The organism is Periweissella ghanensis, from assembly GCF_918814755.1.
GTDB classification, from domain to species: Bacteria; Bacillota; Bacilli; order Lactobacillales; family Lactobacillaceae; genus Periweissella; species Periweissella ghanensis.
Genome location: NZ_CAKKNT010000015.1, coordinates 1 through 16,932, shown reverse-complemented (window position 1 = coordinate 16,932; position 16,932 = coordinate 1). Strand labels below are relative to the sequence as shown.

Annotated in this window: 13 protein-coding genes and 1 tRNA gene; all 14 read left to right on the top strand. The window is 38.3% G+C overall.

The window, feature by feature from the left end; translation table 11 throughout:
- The 14 genes from ligA to pgsA all read left to right on the top strand — a co-directional run bounded on the left by ligA (nt 1) and on the right by pgsA (nt 16,739).
- Nucleotides 1-2,034 carry an NAD-dependent DNA ligase LigA gene (gene ligA, locus LQZ76_RS06040; RefSeq protein ID WP_230098856.1) on the top strand — a complete coding sequence of 678 codons (2,034 nt, stop codon included), beginning with the start codon at nt 1-3 and terminating at the stop codon, nt 2,032-2,034.
- 9 nt (nt 2,035-2,043) lie between these two features.
- Nucleotides 2,044-3,195: a CamS family sex pheromone protein gene (locus tag LQZ76_RS06035; RefSeq protein ID WP_230098855.1), complete on the top strand. Its 1,152-nt coding sequence runs from the start codon at nt 2,044-2,046 to the stop codon at nt 3,193-3,195.
- Nucleotides 3,196-3,548: 353 nt separating this feature from the next.
- The gene (locus LQZ76_RS06030; RefSeq protein WP_230098854.1) at nt 3,549-4,895 is read left to right on the top strand and encodes a glucose-6-phosphate isomerase; all 1,347 of its coding nucleotides are present in this window, start codon (nt 3,549-3,551) and stop codon (nt 4,893-4,895) included.
- An 82-nt stretch (nt 4,896-4,977) separates the two neighbouring features.
- Nucleotides 4,978-5,049: transfer RNA gene (locus LQZ76_RS06025), tRNA-Glu, on the top strand.
- 139 nt (nt 5,050-5,188) lie between these two features.
- Entirely contained in the window at nt 5,189-7,108 is a 1,920-nt protein-coding gene (locus LQZ76_RS06020) for a hypothetical protein (RefSeq protein WP_230098853.1), read from the top strand.
- Nucleotides 7,109-7,130: 22 nt separating this feature from the next.
- Nucleotides 7,131-7,931 (top strand): recombination regulator RecX, encoded by an 801-nt coding sequence (gene recX, locus LQZ76_RS06015; RefSeq protein WP_230098852.1) that lies wholly within the window; start codon nt 7,131-7,133, stop codon nt 7,929-7,931.
- Nucleotides 7,932-8,036: 105 nt separating this feature from the next.
- Nucleotides 8,037-8,588 (top strand): nucleoside tri-diphosphate phosphatase, encoded by a 552-nt coding sequence (ntdP, locus tag LQZ76_RS06010; protein WP_230098851.1) that lies wholly within the window; start codon nt 8,037-8,039, stop codon nt 8,586-8,588.
- Between the two features lie 118 nt (nt 8,589-8,706).
- Nucleotides 8,707-9,633, top strand: coding sequence for a glycosyltransferase family 2 protein (locus LQZ76_RS06005; protein WP_230098850.1), 927 nt, complete (start codon nt 8,707-8,709; stop codon nt 9,631-9,633).
- A gap of 183 nt (nt 9,634-9,816) precedes the next feature.
- Nucleotides 9,817-10,959 carry a D-alanine--D-alanine ligase family protein gene (locus LQZ76_RS06000; RefSeq protein ID WP_230098849.1) on the top strand — a complete coding sequence of 381 codons (1,143 nt, stop codon included), beginning with the start codon at nt 9,817-9,819 and terminating at the stop codon, nt 10,957-10,959.
- A 110-nt stretch (nt 10,960-11,069) separates the two neighbouring features.
- On the top strand, nt 11,070-12,527 hold the full coding sequence (cls, locus tag LQZ76_RS05995) for a cardiolipin synthase (protein WP_230098848.1): 1,458 nt from the start codon (nt 11,070-11,072) through the stop codon (nt 12,525-12,527).
- 35 nt (nt 12,528-12,562) lie between these two features.
- Nucleotides 12,563-13,828: an EF-P 5-aminopentanol modification-associated protein YfmF gene (yfmF, locus tag LQZ76_RS05990; RefSeq protein ID WP_230098847.1), complete on the top strand. Its 1,266-nt coding sequence runs from the start codon at nt 12,563-12,565 to the stop codon at nt 13,826-13,828.
- Nucleotides 13,815-15,119: an EF-P 5-aminopentanol modification-associated protein YfmH gene (yfmH, locus tag LQZ76_RS05985; RefSeq protein ID WP_230098846.1), complete on the top strand. Its 1,305-nt coding sequence runs from the start codon at nt 13,815-13,817 to the stop codon at nt 15,117-15,119. The genes yfmF and yfmH overlap by 14 nt, the downstream gene beginning before the upstream one ends.
- Before the next feature lie 106 nt (nt 15,120-15,225).
- On the top strand, nt 15,226-16,152 hold the full coding sequence (locus tag LQZ76_RS05980) for a helix-turn-helix domain-containing protein (RefSeq protein ID WP_230098845.1): 927 nt from the start codon (nt 15,226-15,228) through the stop codon (nt 16,150-16,152).
- 2 nt (nt 16,153-16,154) lie between these two features.
- Nucleotides 16,155-16,739, top strand: coding sequence for a CDP-diacylglycerol--glycerol-3-phosphate 3-phosphatidyltransferase (gene pgsA / locus LQZ76_RS05975; RefSeq protein WP_230098844.1), 585 nt, complete (start codon nt 16,155-16,157; stop codon nt 16,737-16,739).
- Nucleotides 16,740-16,932: the final 193 nt, after the last annotated feature.

Below are 16,932 nucleotides of genomic sequence, written 5' to 3'. Positions count from 1 at the left end.
ATGGATGAAATTGAAGCCATTTTAGATGAAGCAACCGCCCAAAAACGCATCGCTGAATTACGGAGCCAAATTAAGCAATGGGGGCAGGAATATTATGAAAATGATGCGCCAACCGTTGAAGATTTTACGTATGATGCGGCGTATGCGACCTTAGTTAGCTTGGAAGAGCGCTTTCCTCAATTAATAACAAAAGATTCTCCGACACAACAAGTGGGGAGCTCGATTCAAAAATCAGCTTTACCAAAGGTTGAACACCCGCTCCCAATGTTGTCATTGGGGGATGTATTTTCAATGGAACAGTTAACGGAATGGGCTCAACGGACCGAAAAAAATGCTACCGCAACCTTAGCATATAATTTGGAATTAAAGATTGATGGATTAGCAATTGCCCTTGATTATCAAGATGGTAAATTAGTCCAAGCATCAACCCGTGGTAACGGAATTATCGGTGAAGATGTGACGGCCAATATTTTAACCATTGATGCAATTCCAACTGAGTTAACTGAGCCTGTGACGATTGAAGTACGCGGTGAAGTTTATATGCCTAAAGCAGCCTTTGCAAATTTAAACAAACAACGTGAAGCAGCGGGATTAGCAACCTTTGCCAATCCGCGTAATGCCGCCGCCGGTTCGTTGCGGCAATTAGATGCCAGTGTAACTAAAGCTCGACAATTAAGTGCCTTCATTTACTATACTGATCAAGCGGATGTGTTAGGGGTTAGCACCCAATCCGAAGCTTTAACGCGCTTTGCGGCATTAGGCTTACCAGTTAACCTAACTAATCAGGTAGTGACTGACGCGGCCCAATTTGCGGCCGTGATTGATGATTTTAGTCAACAACGTGAGACCTTACCGTATGGCATTGATGGGGTTGTAATTAAAGTTAATGCCTTGGCACAACAAAATACATTGGGCAATACGGTTAAAGTTCCACGCTGGGCGATTGCGTATAAATTTCCACCAGAAGAGGCCATTACTCAGGTGCTTGATGTTGAATGGACCGTTGGGCGGACTGGTGTCGTGACCCCAACCGCAATTATGACCCCGGTACAACTAGCCGGGACAACCGTTAGTCGGGCATCATTGCATAATCCAGATTACTTAGCAGCTAAAGATTTATATGAAAATGATTATGTCGACTTACACAAAGCTGGTGATATCATTCCTGAAATTGGACAAGTTTATGCAGAGCGGCGGACAGCAACGGCCCGTAAGTTTATGGTGCCTACCCATTGTCCATCATGTGGGGCTGAATTAGTCCATGTTGATGGAGAAGTCGCCTTACGATGCCTTAATCCGGCATGTCCGGCCCAGTTATTGGAACAATTGACCCACTTTGCTAGTCGCAATGCGATGAACATCGATGGATTAGGCCCGCAAATTGTTAGTCAATTGCTTAATAAAGGTTTAGTAAAAGATGTTGCAGACCTCTATCAATTAACATATGATGAACTTATTATGTTAGATAAGTTTGCTGAAACTGCGACCAATAATTTGTTAGCGGCTATCGCAACATCAAAAGCTAATTCAGCGGAACGGCTTCTATTTGGATTAGGTATTCGAGGTGTCGGGGCTAAAGTTGCTAAACAAGTTATTAGTAGTTTTGGTGATCTGCCAACCTTAATGCAAGCAACAACCACTGAAATTGCGGCCATTGATGGGATTGGGTTAATTATTGCCGAGGCAATTACGCAATTTTTTGCTAACCCCCAAGTTAAGCATTTAATGGCGCAGTTAAATGACCTCGGGCTGAATATGCAGTATTTAGGTGCTACCAAACCAATGGTTGCAGACAGTGCTTTTAGTGGTCAAAAGGTGGTTTTAACTGGTAAACTTACTACATTGACGCGCGAAGGTGCCAAAGAATGGTTAGAGGCGCACGGCGCGGATGTTGTCGGCAGCGTTTCTAAGAAGACTAGTTTAGTAATTGCTGGTGCCGATGCTGGAAGCAAGTTGACGAAGGCGGAAACTTTAGGGATTGAAGTTTGGTCTGAGGAACGTTTTATTTCAGCGATGAATGAACAAGGAGAATAAATTAGTTTAATGGCAAGATTTAAAAAAATTACGATGCTCATTGGTGGGGTCGCAATGGCTGCGTTACTAGCTGCCTGTGGTAACATCGGTAGCTCAACGGGTGGTGGCACAACTAGCACTGATTCAAATCAAGCCGGTGTCCAAACAACCGGTCAAATTTCTAAAAGTGAATATGCTGGGGTTATTAAAAATGGTCATTATTTAACGAGTAGTGCCCGGGGTTTAACGGCCACAACGATGAATAATAATTTTAACTTAACGAGTTTTGAAGGTGGCTTATTAAACATCTCAAAACAATTTTATGATCCAGCAAATTATATTTTCCAAGAAGGTCAATACTTAAGTAGCAGTACGCTACGGGGGTGGTTAGGGCGCAAATCAAAAAATAATCCGAATGGTTTAAACCCCAAAGACAATGGTAAAAAAGATAATAGCCGTAATCCGATTTATGTGCAATCGATTGAAGAACAAGATTTCATGCAAAAAAATGGGGATAGCTTAGCGTTAAAAGGGATTACCATTGGGATTGCGATGAATGCGGTTGATTACTACCAAAAGGAACAATATGGAGCTACTTTTAAGCAAAATATTAGTAAGGCTGCGATGCAAGAATACGGTAATAAAGTCGCTGCTCAAGTCGTAGAACGCCTCCGTAAAACGAGTGGTATTCCAAGTGATTTACCAATTGTTGTCGCGATGTATGTTCAAGCACCAACTGATAGTTTAGCGGGTGGAACGTTCTATCAAAGTACGCAAACAAAGAATGCCGCGATTGGTACTTGGAATAACCTTGATATTGTTAATAAAGTCTTTCCATTAATTGGAGCAAGTATGAAAGATTTTGCGAATAATGATAGTAAGAGTTTCCAAAACTTCCAGTCACAAATTGAAAACTTTTTCCCAACAATTTCTGATATTACCGCTCAAGCCCAATATTTGGATCAAAAAATTCAAGGGGAACACGTAACCATTACGACGCAGTTCTACAGTCAAACGGAAATTATTAGTTTTACTAATTTCGTAGCCCAAGTTGCACCTAAGTTTTTACCAAGTGGTGTGCCAGTTGATATTACGATTAATTCTGCAAATGGAATTCAAGCATTCCTAAGTCGGGATAGTAATGACCGTAATTTTGAAAGCCATGTCTTTACGAGCTACTAAGTTTACGTTTTACAATTAGGTTAGCTAAATATTTAAAATAAAATTAACAACAATAAAAACGCCGATGCCAATCATTTAAATTTGGAACGGCGTTTTTATTATTTGATTTTTTAATAATAAAAAATGGTGAAAAGGGAGAAAGGTTGATATATGTACATTTGTAGCTTTTTTTTTGCAAGATATTAAAAATTTGAAATTTTAATCATTAAACTAACTAATGAATAAATGTGCTAAAATTAAGCAAATATTGAAAAAAGCCCAAATTTTTCAAAAAAATTGGACTATACCACTAGTTTTGAAAGCGCTTTTACAATATAATATAAGTATCTTAATTATCTAGGAGGCTCCACATAATGGCACGAATTAAATTTGATTATTCTAACGTTAAGAATTTTGTTAACGATCACGAACTTGCACAAATGCAAACAATGGTTAGCGCGGTTGATCGTGATTTGCGTGAAGGAACAGGTGTGGGTTCTGATTTTACTGGTTGGATTACATTACCAACTGATTATGACAAGGCCGAATTTGCACGGATTCAAGCCGCTGCTAAGAAAATTCAAAGCGATTCAAAAGTTTTAGTTGTTATCGGAATTGGTGGTTCATACCTTGGATCACGCGCCGCAATTGACTTCTTACATGAATTCTTCAATAATCATTTACCAGATGACCAACGTGAATTCCCACAAGTATTGTTTGCTGGTAACTCAATTAGCCCAGCTTACATTAATGATTTAATCAAAGTAATTGGTGACCGTGACTTCTCAGTTAACGTCATTTCAAAATCAGGTACCACCACGGAACCAGCGATTGCCTTCCGAATTTTCAAGAACTTACTTGAAAAGAAATACGGTCAAGAAGGTGCTAAGAGCCGGATTTATGCTACAACCGATGCTAAACGTGGTGCTTTGAAGAGTGAAGCAGATGCTGAAGGTTACGAAACTTTTGTTGTGCCTGATGCTGTTGGTGGTCGTTTCACAGTATTAACTGCTTGTGGATTATTACCAATTGCCGCTTCAGGGGCTGATATTGAACAATTGATGGCTGGAGCGCGCCAAGCCCAAGTTGATTATGCTGATCCTGACTTGGCAACTAATGGTGCTTACCAATATGCCGCTATGCGGAATATCTTATACCGTAAAGGTTACACCACGGAAATTCTTGCTAACTGGGAACCTACTTTGCAATATCTTGCCGAATGGTGGAAGCAATTGCAAGGTGAATCAGAAGGTAAGGACCACAAAGGAATCTACCCATCATCAGCTAACTACTCAACTGATTTACACTCATTAGGTCAATACATCCAAGATGGGCGCCGTGACTTGATGGAAACGGTAATTAAGGTTGCTAACCCAGTTAGTGATTATGTTGTGCCATTGGCCGATGAAGATCTTGATGGTTTGGGTTACTTACAAGGCAAAAACATGTCATATGTTAACGACACTGCAATGCAAGGGGTTGTTTTAGCCCACGTTGATGGTGGTGTCCCTAACATGATTGTTGAAATTGAAAACCAAGACGAATTCTCACTTGGTTACTTATTCTACTTCTTTGAAATTGCCGTGGGTATTTCTGGTTACTTAAATGGGATTAACCCATTTGACCAACCCGGGGTTGAAGCTTACAAGACGAACATGTTTGCCTTATTAGGTAAGCCTGGTTACGAAGAAAAGACTAAAGAATTACGTGCTCGTCTTTAATCATTAGATTATGTAACAATAATTAATAATTAAATGTTGGGTTGACTCGTAATTTAAAAGAGCTATAATTTAGTAGTGAAATGGCCTGTTGGTCAAGTGGTCAAGACGTCGCGTTCTCAGCGCGGAATCCTGAGTTCGATCCTCAGACAGGCTATTGCATTACTAAAGGCTAGACTTAATTATGTGAGTATTGTATAGTAATTACAAAATCTAGCGTAATAAAAATCCTTATGATGCTTAAGCATCATAAGGATTTTTGTGTATTAAGATTATTTTACCGGGGGGCAAGATCAATGTTTACACAAATAAAGCAAAAATTAGCAACGTATCCAACGGTTGACTACAATCAGCTCTGGGATCAGTTAACCGATGTTGATGTCGTTAGTTTTGATGTCTTTAACACTTTACTTAAGCAAAATACACCGGCTAATGCGGATATTTTTACTTTAGTGGCAACAATTTGGGAACAACAACACGGGACATGCCTTACTAATTTTAAAAGCTTACGGCAAACTGCAGAAAAGCATGCTCGTAGTAAATATGCACAGCAACTGACCTTGACTAAGATTTATGACTTTTTAACGGTTCCAAGTGAGGTGATGCAGTTAGAAATTCAGTTACGTTTTGAGTTGCAACAGGCCAACGCACCCTTACAAGATTTATATAATGCCTTAAAACAGCTTGGTAAACGGATTGTGGTCATTGCTGACACAATGCTTGATGCTCAGACGGTCGTTAGCATGCTAGCCCAAGCCGGATATACGGGTTATGAAAAGTTATATGTCACCCAAACCGATGGTCGGCCTAGTAAGGATACGATACTTTTTAAGACGATGTTAACTGAATTGGCAGTGGCACCTAACCAAGTTTTACATGTCGGTGATGATTGGCAACGCGATTATTTAGCAAGTAGAGGGGCCGAAATAGCTTGTTTTCGTTTACCTAAAATTACTTTAAATAGCCACCAACCGTTAATTACTAATGATGTCTTGCTCCAGACCGTTCAATTATTTAGTAATAATATGTTAGCAAAATACGAATTTGATGGGTACCAAGAATTTGGCTACAGTGTTTTTGGCCCGGTTATTCTCGGATTTAGTCAATGGTTAGCACGGAATGTCGCTCGTGATACTAAAATTTTTTTCTTTGCTCGTGATGGCTTTATTTTGCAAGAAGCGTATCAAAAATTATATCCCGAACAGACCACGAGTTATTTATACGTTTCCCGCCGGGCATTACAAGTACCATTACTACGTGAAATTCAACCAATTGCGGATGTATTAGCCCAAATTAATTTGCCACGTGAATTTACCATGTACCAATTTTTAAAGGCGTGTGGCGTCCAAAATGCTGATGATACGAAGCAAGATCTAACCAAATATACCACCGCCCCGATATTTCATCCGCAACTTGAGCACATATATCAAAAATATAGCCGCGAAATTACGCACAACGCCCAAATTGAATTTGAGTATTTAAAACAGTATTTACAAGCAATGGGCTTTAATGGCCAAGTCGCAGTGGTTGATATTGGCTGGCATGGCAATAAGCAACAAGCGTTACAAAAGTTTTGTCAATTGGCGGGGATTCCTGTTGAAATTAGCGGCTATTATTTTGGGATGGCCAAAACAAATCCCATCGCCAACTTAATAACACATGGTTTTTGGTTTGACCAAGGCATTAATCCCCAACAACCTAATTTAGCGCGGCCAATTAATGGTATTTTAGAATTTCTATTTTCCGCTAAACATGGAACAACCATTCGGTATGAAAAGCAAAATGAGACGATTGTGCCGGTATTAGCGAGTTATGAATTTGCCGGGCAACATGAATTAACGATTCAAGGGCAGTTACTCAAAACAATTCGCCAAGCAGCGCTCCAATTTGTCAGTGATTTTGCCACATCTTCACTGAATCCGCTTATTCAATTACCAACTAAAAGTGCGATGACGTTATTTGAATTACATACTTTCAAACCGGATAGTGAATTTATGCGTCGTTTTGGCCATTTTATTTTTATTGATCGGAATGTGAAGTATTTAGTTACGCCTAAAAGTAATTGGTATTATTTACGGCATCCCCAACAATTTAAAGGTGATTTTTTATTATCACGGTGGTCGATTGGTTTTTTAAAACGTATTTTTAAGCTGCCAATTAATTATTTAAATATGTATAATCGGTTGATAAACCATTTTGACGTGACCCGTCGTTAAACGGAAAGGAATGGATAAATCAATGTCAATAGTAAGTAAAGTTGAGCAACAAAAGCGGGCTGGTCGGTTTAATATTTATATTGCCGATGAATTTGCTTTTGCGGTGGCCGAAACGGTGTTAATTCGCTTTAATTTATTTAAAGGCCGTGAATTAACACCATCGTTGATTACGGAAATTAAACAAGCTGATCAAGAAGCCAAAGCCTTGCAAACCGCGTATGTTTATTTAAGTCAACAGTTACGGTCACGCTATGAAGTTCAACAAAAATTACAACAAGCAGAAATCAATACAGCAACAATTGAATTGATATTAGCCCGCTTAAGTGCCGAACACTTAATTGATGATTTGGCTTATGCGCAAAGTTTAGTGCGGACCGTCGCTAATACGAGTGTTAAAGGGCCCCAAGTGATTAAACAATTGTTATATCAAAAACGAATTGCTACTGATATTAGTGAACGGGCCTTGAATGAATATCCTGTAGAACTCCAAATTGAAAATGCAACGAAGTTATATTTTCAATTAGCAAAACGCTATCAAAAATTAGCTAACTTTGCTAAGCAACAGAAAATCTATCAAACCTTAATGCAAAAAGGCTACAGCAGTGCCATTATTGAGCAAGTCGTGGCTGATAACGAATTGCCAACGGATAGTACCGCTGAAAAACAAAATTTAGCCCATTTGGCTGAAAAAATTTGGCAACGTAATCGAAATTTAGAACCTGCTAAACGGACGCTTAAGACAAAACAAGCGCTGTATAATAAAGGGTTTCAAGGTGATGATATCAATGAAATTATAGCCACCCTAGCAAGCCCTGAATTTTAAAATTGACCATTATTAGCCGATATATATATAATCTTTACACAACTTCTAATATTCCGTGTATAATGAATAGTGAAATTCGATGTTTAGTCAGAAAGTTGGTTTGGTATGGTCAAGGAACGCGGACCGCGTGAGGGCGACTTTATTACCATTAAAAGCTATAAGCATGACGGGAGTTTACATCGAACTTGGCGCGATACCATGGTGTTAAAAACTAGTGAAAATGCAATTATCGGGGTTAATGATCATACCTTAGTAACGGAAGATGACGGCCGTCGTTGGGTGACTCGCGAACCGGCAATTGTCTATTTTCATAAACATTATTGGTTCAATATTATCGCAATGATTCGGGATAATGGCGTTTCGTATTACTGTAATTTGGCATCGCCATATACTTTAGATAAAGAAGCATTGAAATACATTGATTACGATTTGGATGTCAAAGTCTATCCAGATGGTGAAAAACGGTTATTAGATGCAGATGAATACGAGGCCCATGGTAATCAATGGCATTACTCAAAAGAAGTCGATCGGATTTTAAAAGAGAATGTAAAGATATTAGTAGATTGGATTAATAACGGTAAGGGCCCTTTTTCAAAGGAATATATTAACCTTTGGTATAGTAGATATCAAGAGTTGTCTCGTCGTGCAGACAGCTAGTCGCTGCAAGTAAATAGAAGGGTGGGGGGTAGATACTTCTCATCCTTTTATTGTATAATTGCGAAAGTAAGCTAGAATAACTATATTAGTACTTTACAAGAAAAAATTTAGGAGCTAGATGTTGAAATTATCAATTATTGTACCTGTGTATAACGAGGAAGAAACGGTGGCATTGTTTTACGATGCGGTTCAAGCGGTTCATGCTGAGTTAACAGATGTTGAATATGAATATTGGTTTATTGATGACGGCTCAGCAGACCATACGATGGATGAAGTTCGTAAATTACAAGCTAAGGATGCCGCCGTCCATTATGTGACCTTTGCACGTAATTTTGGTAAAGAAGCTGCTTTGTATGCCGGTTTAAAAAATGCCACAGGTGACTTGGTTACGGTGATGGATGTTGATTTACAAGATCCACCAGCTTTACTACCCGAGATGATTGCAGGGGTTGTTTCAGGTGAATGGGATTGTATTGGTACCCGTCGAGTTAGCCGAGATGGTGAATCTAAAATTCGAACGATGTTTGCGAATACTTTTTACTGGTTGATTAACAAAATTTCACCAGTTGAAATGGTCCCGGGGGCCCGTGATTTTCGGGTTATGACGCGCCAAATGGTCGATGCTATCTTGGAATTAGGGGAATATAACCGTTTTTCAAAGGGGATTTTTAGCTGGGTTGGCTTTAAGACAAAATACTTGGAATATAAAAATATTGAACGCGTAGCTGGGACGACATCATGGTCATTTTGGGGCTTGTTTCGCTACGCAATTGAAGGTATCGTGACTTTTTCAGAAACACCGCTAATGATTGCTTCAGGACTTGGTGCGGCGATGGCTGGTGTTGCAACGATTTCAATGATTTTTGTTATTATTCGTGCGTTAATAAATAACACGAGTGTGGCCGGCTGGGCCTCAACCATCTCAATTGTCTTATTTATTGGTGGGGTTCAGTTATTGGTCCTAGGGATTATCGGTCGATATATTGGTAATATTTACATGGAAGTTAAGCATCGCCCAATTTATGTGGCCCGTGAAATTAAATAATTTAGGCACTATTAAAAGTAGTTGCCAACAGGCCAAAGCGCGATGCTTTGGCCTGTTTTACTAGTGAAAAACTCCGCCTAAAATATTTTTACTAGGACACCAGTTTAAAAATGGTTACAGTATTAGTTAATATGCTATAATAATGTGTCAATGATATGGACAAAGATAAGGATGGAATATTTAATGGCAACTAAAAAAATACACGTAGCATTACTTTTTGGCGGAAATTCTTCTGAACACGACGTTTCAAAGCGTTCTGCACGTAATGTTTACGATGCTCTTGATAAAGAAAAATATGAGATTAGTATTTTTATGTTCTCAAAAGACGGTATTTTGATGGGCACAGAAGTATCAAACAAAATTTTGGATGGCGCGGCTGAAGATGAGTTAGTCGCTGCTGAAATGGCTAAAATGGATACTAACAACCCATTAGCACCAATTGCCGCATTGAGTGAAGTAAGTGATATCGATATTTTTTGGCCCGTAATTCACGGTAACTTAGGTGAAGACGGTACGATTCAAGCACTCTTTAAATTACTTAATAAACCATTCATTGGAGCACCACAAACGGCTTCAGGAATGGCCTTTGATAAAGAATTAACAAAACGTATCTTGAACCAAGCGGGCGTTCGTAATACTAAGTATGTCTTGGTTACGCCTGAAAACAAAGATCAACACACTTATGAATCATTAGCAGCTGAACTTGGTGAAACTTTATTTGTTAAACCAGCTAAGCAAGGTTCATCAGTGGGAATGCAAATGGCACACAATGCGGCTGAATATGAAGTTGCTTTGAACAACGCTTTACAATACGACTATAAAGTATTGGTTGAACAAACAATTGATCACCCCCGTGAACTTGAAATTTCATTATTAGGAAATGAAGAACCAAAGGTTTCTAAACTTGGTGAAATCATTGTCCCTGAAAATGAAGAATTTTACGATTACAACAATAAGTTCGTTGATGCTTCTGGAGTGGTCTTTGACTTGCCAGCAGTTATCGAACCAGCTTTAGCTAAAGAAATTGAAGAAATGTCACTTAAAGCTTACCAAGCCCTTGAGCTTAAAGGCTTGACACGGATTGATTTCTTAGTTGATAAAAACGGTGTCCCTTACTTAGGTGAACCAAACACCTTGCCAGGAATGACTAATATTTCATTGTACCCACAAATGTGGCAAGTATCAGGTATTGGTTACACTGAATTATTAGATGAAATCATTAACTATGGTTTTGCTGAATTCGAACGTAACTCAAAGATTAGTTACGCTTTCCAAGAACTTGGTGAAGAACGTGTTGGTGAAAAACGTTACACTGAAGAAGCTTAATTTAAATAATTATTAAGAGGTTGACATTTTTTGTGTCAACCTCTTTGCCTTTTTAAGTGTAATCGAGTAGAGTAGTTTTGATAAAGGTTTATTATAACTGGGGGGATATTATGGATGGGCTACTAATAATAGAAATTACAGCATTAGTTGTTATCTTAAATACAATTGTTGCAATCATTACGGTTTTTCATGAAAAACGTGATATTTCGGCAATTTGGGCGTGGCTATTGGTCTTAATTGTTTTTCCAATTATTGGATTTTTAGTATATGCAGTGTTTGGTCGTAAAATCACTAATAAAAAAATCTTTAATATGAAATCGCAAATTCGGCTAGGAATTGATACAATTGTTGCTAACCAAGAAGAACGCTTGAGTAGTAATCAATTAACTGGAGCAAAAGAAATCACCAATAGTGCTAAAGAATTGGTAAATATGTTTTTACGGACAGATAAAGCGATTCTAACGGAACAAAATCATGTTGAAATTTTTACTGATGGTCAAGCAAAATTTGCGAGCCTGTTTAAAGATTTAAAAGCGGCACAACATCACATTAATATTGAATACTTCACGATTCGGGATGATGAAACCGGTCGCGAATTAGTGCAAATTTTAGAAGAACGCGCCGCGGCAGGGATTCGGGTCCGGGTCATCTATGATCAATTTGGTTCCCATGGTCGTAATAAAAAGTTATTTAAGAAGTTAGTGGAACTAGGTGGTGAAGTTGAACCGTTTTTAGCAAGCCGTTTTCAAATTTTAACCTTCCGGGTTAATTTTCGTGATCACCGCAAATTAGTGATTATCGATGGTAAGGTAGGGTATATTGGCGGCTTTAACGTCTCTGATCAATATATTAAACCTTCCAAGAAGTTTGGCTATTGGCGTGATACTCACTTACGAATTCAAGGTGATGGCGTATTAGCTTTACAGTCCCGATTTTTCTTGGATTGGAACGCTACGCATAAGTCAACGCGCGTGGAATTTAACGCGGAATACTTTCCAAAGGCCACGACGATTAATGGCTCAACCGCGATGCAAATTGTCTCATCGGGTCCCGATAGTGATTTGCAGCAAATTAAGCGTGGGTATATGCAAATGATCGCGACGGCGCGTAAATCAATTTTAATTCAAACCCCTTATTTCATTCCCGATAGTGGGATGTTAGAAGTAATTCAAAACGCAGCTTTAGCCGGAATTGATGTGCATTTAATGATTCCAAGCATGCCCGATCATCCATTTGTCTATCAAGCAACGAAATATTATGCCAATGAAATTTTACAATGTGGCGCCAGCGTGTCAACCTACAACGGCGGCTTTTTACATGCGAAAGTCTTGGTTATTGATGGTAAAATGGCCTCGGTTGGTTCAGCTAATTTTGATATCCGATCATTTAGATTGAATTTTGAAGGTAACGCGTTTATGTACGACAAGAAAGTTGCCCAAGAATTAGAAAATATTTTCAATGAAGACTTAAAAAAATCGACGCCGTTGACATTACAAGATTTTTTAAACCAATCATTATGGCAAAGTTTTAAACAACGGTTTAGTCGATTATTGAGTCCAATTTTATAGAATTAATTTAATAATAAGAAACTGAGGAAACAGTATTGGATTTAGAATTACACGAGGGAGTTCGGTTACACGTATTACCGAATCAACAATTTAAAACGACGCAAATTGTCGTTAACTTGACGACAAAACATCAACAAGCCACGATTACTAAACGCTCATTATTAGCGAATATCCTCGAATTAGGAACGGAAAAATATCCTGATCAAACCCAAATTGCCCAAAAATTAGCCGGCATGTATGGGGCTACTTTTGGGACTGATTTGCAAAAATATGGGCAATTACATAGTTTTCGGTTTATGATGCGCATTATTAATGAAAAATTTTTGCAATCAGATGATAACTTGTTGGCCGATGCGGTGGCTTTTTTAGCCGAAGCAATCTTTAATCCGTTAGCAAAAAATCAGCAGTTTGATGGTGATATCTTTGCACGTGAAAAAGAAAATATGCAAGCCGATTTTGAAGCCTTGGTTGATGACAAACAAAGTTATGCTAACAATCAGTTATCACAACTTTATTTTCAAAATGAAATGGCGATTCCTAGTTATGGTCAAGTTGGTGATTTAGCGCCGTTAGATGCTCAAAATTTATACCAATACTACCAAACGATGTTAACCGAAGATTTAATTGATATTTTTGTGATTGGGGATGTTGATGAAGTAGCCGTCGTAGCGCTATTTAAACAATTACCATTTAAACCACGGCCCGTCATTGATATTCAATTAAACTACCAACAACCATTAAAAGAAGTTGTCAGTGAAAAGATTGAACACCAACCAATTAAGCAAGCTAAGTTAAATATGGCCTTCCAAATTCCTCACCAAAATGCACCTGTAGAACGTTACGCAGCGATTGTTTTGAATGCACTGTTGGGTGGTTATCCATTATCTAAATTATTTGTAAACGTGCGTGAAAAAGCCAGCTTGGCCTATTATGCCCAAAGTGGCGTTAGCTTGGCAACGCAAACATTGACGGTGCAAACCGGAATTCAAAGTAGTGATTTAACCCGGGTAATTTCATTAGTTAAAGCCCAAATTGAAGCGATTCAAACGGGAGACTTTACGGATGAAGAAATTACCCAAATTATCGCTTACTTAACAAATTCATTTGAAGCCTCATTAGATTCGCCACGTTCAATCGTTGAGCGGGCGACTGTCCAAGCATTAAGTAACAAAGTAACTGAACCGGCGCAATGGATTGCCAACTTAGAACAAGTTACCAAAGCAGATGTGATGGCCTTGGCTAAGAAAATAAAATTACAAGCAGTATTTGCATTGGTGGAGGAAAACTATGCAGCAAATTAACTATCCCAATTTGGATGAAACTTTATACACCAAGCAATTAACCAATGGATTAACGGTTAACCTTTTACCTAAAAAAGGATTTCACAAAACCTATGCGGTCATCACAACCGATTTTGGTGCGTTGGATTTGAATTTTATTCCCGTTGATGGCGACACCATGCAAACGATGCCCGCTGGAATTGCTCATTTTTTAGAACATAAATTATTTGAAAAAGCCGATTATGATGCGTTTGCCTTATTTGGTAAGTATGGGGCGAATGCGAATGCTTACACGAGTTTCACACGGACGAGTTATTTATTTTCAACAACGCGGCGCTTACATGATAATTTAGATGTTTTATTAGATTTTGTGCAAGATCCATATTTTTCGGCGGCGTCAGTTGCTAAAGAGCAAGGAATTATTGGCCAAGAAATTCAAATGTATGCCGACGAACCTAATTGGCAAATCTACACGAGTTTGTTAGGGGCGATGTACCCACAACAAGCTTTGAGCCAAGATATCGCCGGTACAGTACCATCAATTGGTGAAATCACCGCTGAAATGTTGTATAGCAATTACCGGACTTTTTACCAACCTAGTAATATGAATTTATTTATTGTTGGTAATTTTGATGTCGCGGAAACTTTAGCTTGGATTGAAGCCAACCAAGCCCGCAAAGAATTTGCACCAAGTCAACCAATTCAACGTGGTGCTAATGTAATCGATAATGATGTGGCACCAGCCATGGTTTTAAAGTTGAATGTGCAACGGCCCAAAGTGGCCATTGGTATTCGGGGTTATGATCAAGTACCAGCTGGCGTTGAAGGTTTAAAGTATAGTTTAGCCATTAGTCTTGCCTTTGATTTATTATTTGGTGATACGGGAAAATATTATCAACAACTATATAATGATGGGGTTATTGATGATAGTTTTAGCTATGATTTTGAAGCTCAGCGGGGCTATCATTTTGCAACGATTAGTAGTGAAACTCAACAAGCCGAACGTTTTAAAGCAACCATGCTCGACATTCTAGCTAATGCGATGCCTAAACTTGAAGCAGTTGCTGATAATTATCCGTTAATTAAAAAAGAAGCTTTGGGTAGTAACCTAGGGATGTTAAATTCACTTGAAGCGATTGCTAATCAATATGATGGTGACTTATTTGATGGCGCTAATTTATTGGACGAAGTAGGATTACTTGAAGATTTGACGTTTACGGATATCCTAAATTACTTTAAAATGTTCATTGACGCTAGTCAGGTTACAACGGTCACCGTTGAACCTAAAACAGCGGTAGATGATGCCGAATAAAATAAAATTAGTTGCCAAAAGGACAAAATCGGCACTAAATGAATAAAAAAATTATGCTATACTAAATTGTATGTATAAGTAGATCAGTATGGAGAAGTGTGTAGACATGAGTGAACAACGCAATATTGAAATTGGGGAAAAGCTTCGGGCAGCCCGTTTGGCAAAAGGATTTACTTTGGATGATATTCAACAAAGTACTAAAATCCAAAAACGCTATTTAAATGCCATTGAAAATGGTGACTTTGATCAATTACCAGGGGATTTTTATGTCCGAGCCTTTACGAAACAGTTTGCGCAAGCGGTTGGTCTTGACGCTGATGAACTATTAGTTAACGCGCCCAAAGAGGTTATTGAACCAACCACCGATTTAAGTAATTCTCGTACCGATTTAGATAATGTCACGCGGACTGGTATGGATATGGAGCCAACTAAGGCTGACAAAATCCAATCATTTGTCCCAAAAGTTATTATCGGTTTATTAGTGGTAGTGGTTTTAGTTGTGATTTGGGTGATTGCTAATTCCCTTTCAACTAAGACAAATAGTCAACAAAATGCTGATAACTCATCAGTTTCAGTTTCAAGTTCAAAAGTTAATAAAGCTGATAAAATTGCCGATAGTTCTTCAAAAGCTTCATCAAAGAAAAAAGCCGCTAAAAAAGATAAACCTGCGGATAAGGAAGCCGATTTAAAAATTGCAGATGGGCAAGTTTCTGGTACTGGAACGAGCTTTGCGGTTACGGGAGCGGATGCAATCAGCAAGGGCCACACTTTAGTAATCAGTTCAAAGAACCGTACGTGGGTAACGGTTTTAGTTAATGGCTCAAGTGTAGTTAACCAAATGATTCAAGCCGGTGATTCTAAAGAAGTTGATATTCCAGCAAATACCACGGATGTTAAAGTAACTTCTGGTTTTGCAACTGGTACAAGTATCCAATTGGACAAGCAAGATGTAAATATTCCAGCAAGTTCTAATTTGACTCGTAACTACAACTTTACTTTTGCCGCTAGCAGTGATGCCAAAGGTGATAACTAATTATGAATTTACCAAATAAATTAACTGTTTTTCGCATTTTCTTAATTCCAATTTTCATTTTGTTGTTGGTGTTACCATCATTTGGGACGATGAATTTCTTAGGAGCACACGATACTTCAATTAATCAAGTCGTTGCTGGGGTTGTGTTTATTATCGCCTCATTAACTGATTTACTTGATGGTAAAATTGCGCGCGCCCGTAAATTAGTAACTAACTTTGGTAAATTTGCCGATCCGTTGGCCGATAAATTGTTAGTTATGACGGCCTTGATCTTTTTAGTTCAATTTGGCAAGGCGAGTGCTTGGGTGATTTCAATCATTGTGATTCGGGAATTAGCGGTCACGGGTTTACGTTTGTTAATTGTCGAAAATAATGGTCAAGTTATGGCAGCTGCTTATCCTGGTAAGATTAAAACGACCACGCAAATGGTAGCGATTATTTTATTCTACTTCAATAACGCGTTCTTTAATCCCCTTGGAGTTCCGATGGCTGAAATTATGTTATGGATTGCCTTATTCTTTACGGTATATTCAGGATTAGATTACTTCATTCAAAATCGTAGTGTCTTTAACGATGGTTTTAAATAATTAAAATAAACGGCTCTTTGTCAAATGATGTTGATATTGAGTTTTTAGACTCTAAATCGTAAAAGATTTAGGGTCTTTTTTTGGCTCTTTGTCAAATGATGTTGATATTGAGTTTTTAGACTCTAAATCGTAAAAGATTTAGGGTCTTTTTTTATGACAATTCTAATCGAATACGATTAAAAAAATTGGCTAA

What these genes read in the sequence shown, in the direction of transcription:
- ligA (WP_230098856.1), top strand. Translation starts at nt 1, where the DNA reads ATGGATGAAATTGAAGCCATTTTAGATGAAGCAACCGCCCAAAAACGC.
- LQZ76_RS06035 (WP_230098855.1), top strand. Translation starts at nt 2,044, where the DNA reads ATGGCAAGATTTAAAAAAATTACGATGCTCATTGGTGGGGTCGCAATG.
- LQZ76_RS06030 (WP_230098854.1), top strand. Translation starts at nt 3,549, where the DNA reads ATGGCACGAATTAAATTTGATTATTCTAACGTTAAGAATTTTGTTAAC.
- LQZ76_RS06020 (WP_230098853.1), top strand. Translation starts at nt 5,189, where the DNA reads ATGTTTACACAAATAAAGCAAAAATTAGCAACGTATCCAACGGTTGAC.
- recX (WP_230098852.1), top strand. Translation starts at nt 7,131, where the DNA reads ATGTCAATAGTAAGTAAAGTTGAGCAACAAAAGCGGGCTGGTCGGTTT.
- ntdP (WP_230098851.1), top strand. Translation starts at nt 8,037, where the DNA reads ATGGTCAAGGAACGCGGACCGCGTGAGGGCGACTTTATTACCATTAAA.
- LQZ76_RS06005 (WP_230098850.1), top strand. Translation starts at nt 8,707, where the DNA reads ATGTTGAAATTATCAATTATTGTACCTGTGTATAACGAGGAAGAAACG.
- LQZ76_RS06000 (WP_230098849.1), top strand. Translation starts at nt 9,817, where the DNA reads ATGGCAACTAAAAAAATACACGTAGCATTACTTTTTGGCGGAAATTCT.
- cls (WP_230098848.1), top strand. Translation starts at nt 11,070, where the DNA reads ATGGATGGGCTACTAATAATAGAAATTACAGCATTAGTTGTTATCTTA.
- yfmH (WP_230098846.1), top strand. Translation starts at nt 13,815, where the DNA reads ATGCAGCAAATTAACTATCCCAATTTGGATGAAACTTTATACACCAAG.
- LQZ76_RS05980 (WP_230098845.1), top strand. Translation starts at nt 15,226, where the DNA reads ATGAGTGAACAACGCAATATTGAAATTGGGGAAAAGCTTCGGGCAGCC.
- pgsA (WP_230098844.1), top strand. Translation starts at nt 16,155, where the DNA reads ATGAATTTACCAAATAAATTAACTGTTTTTCGCATTTTCTTAATTCCA.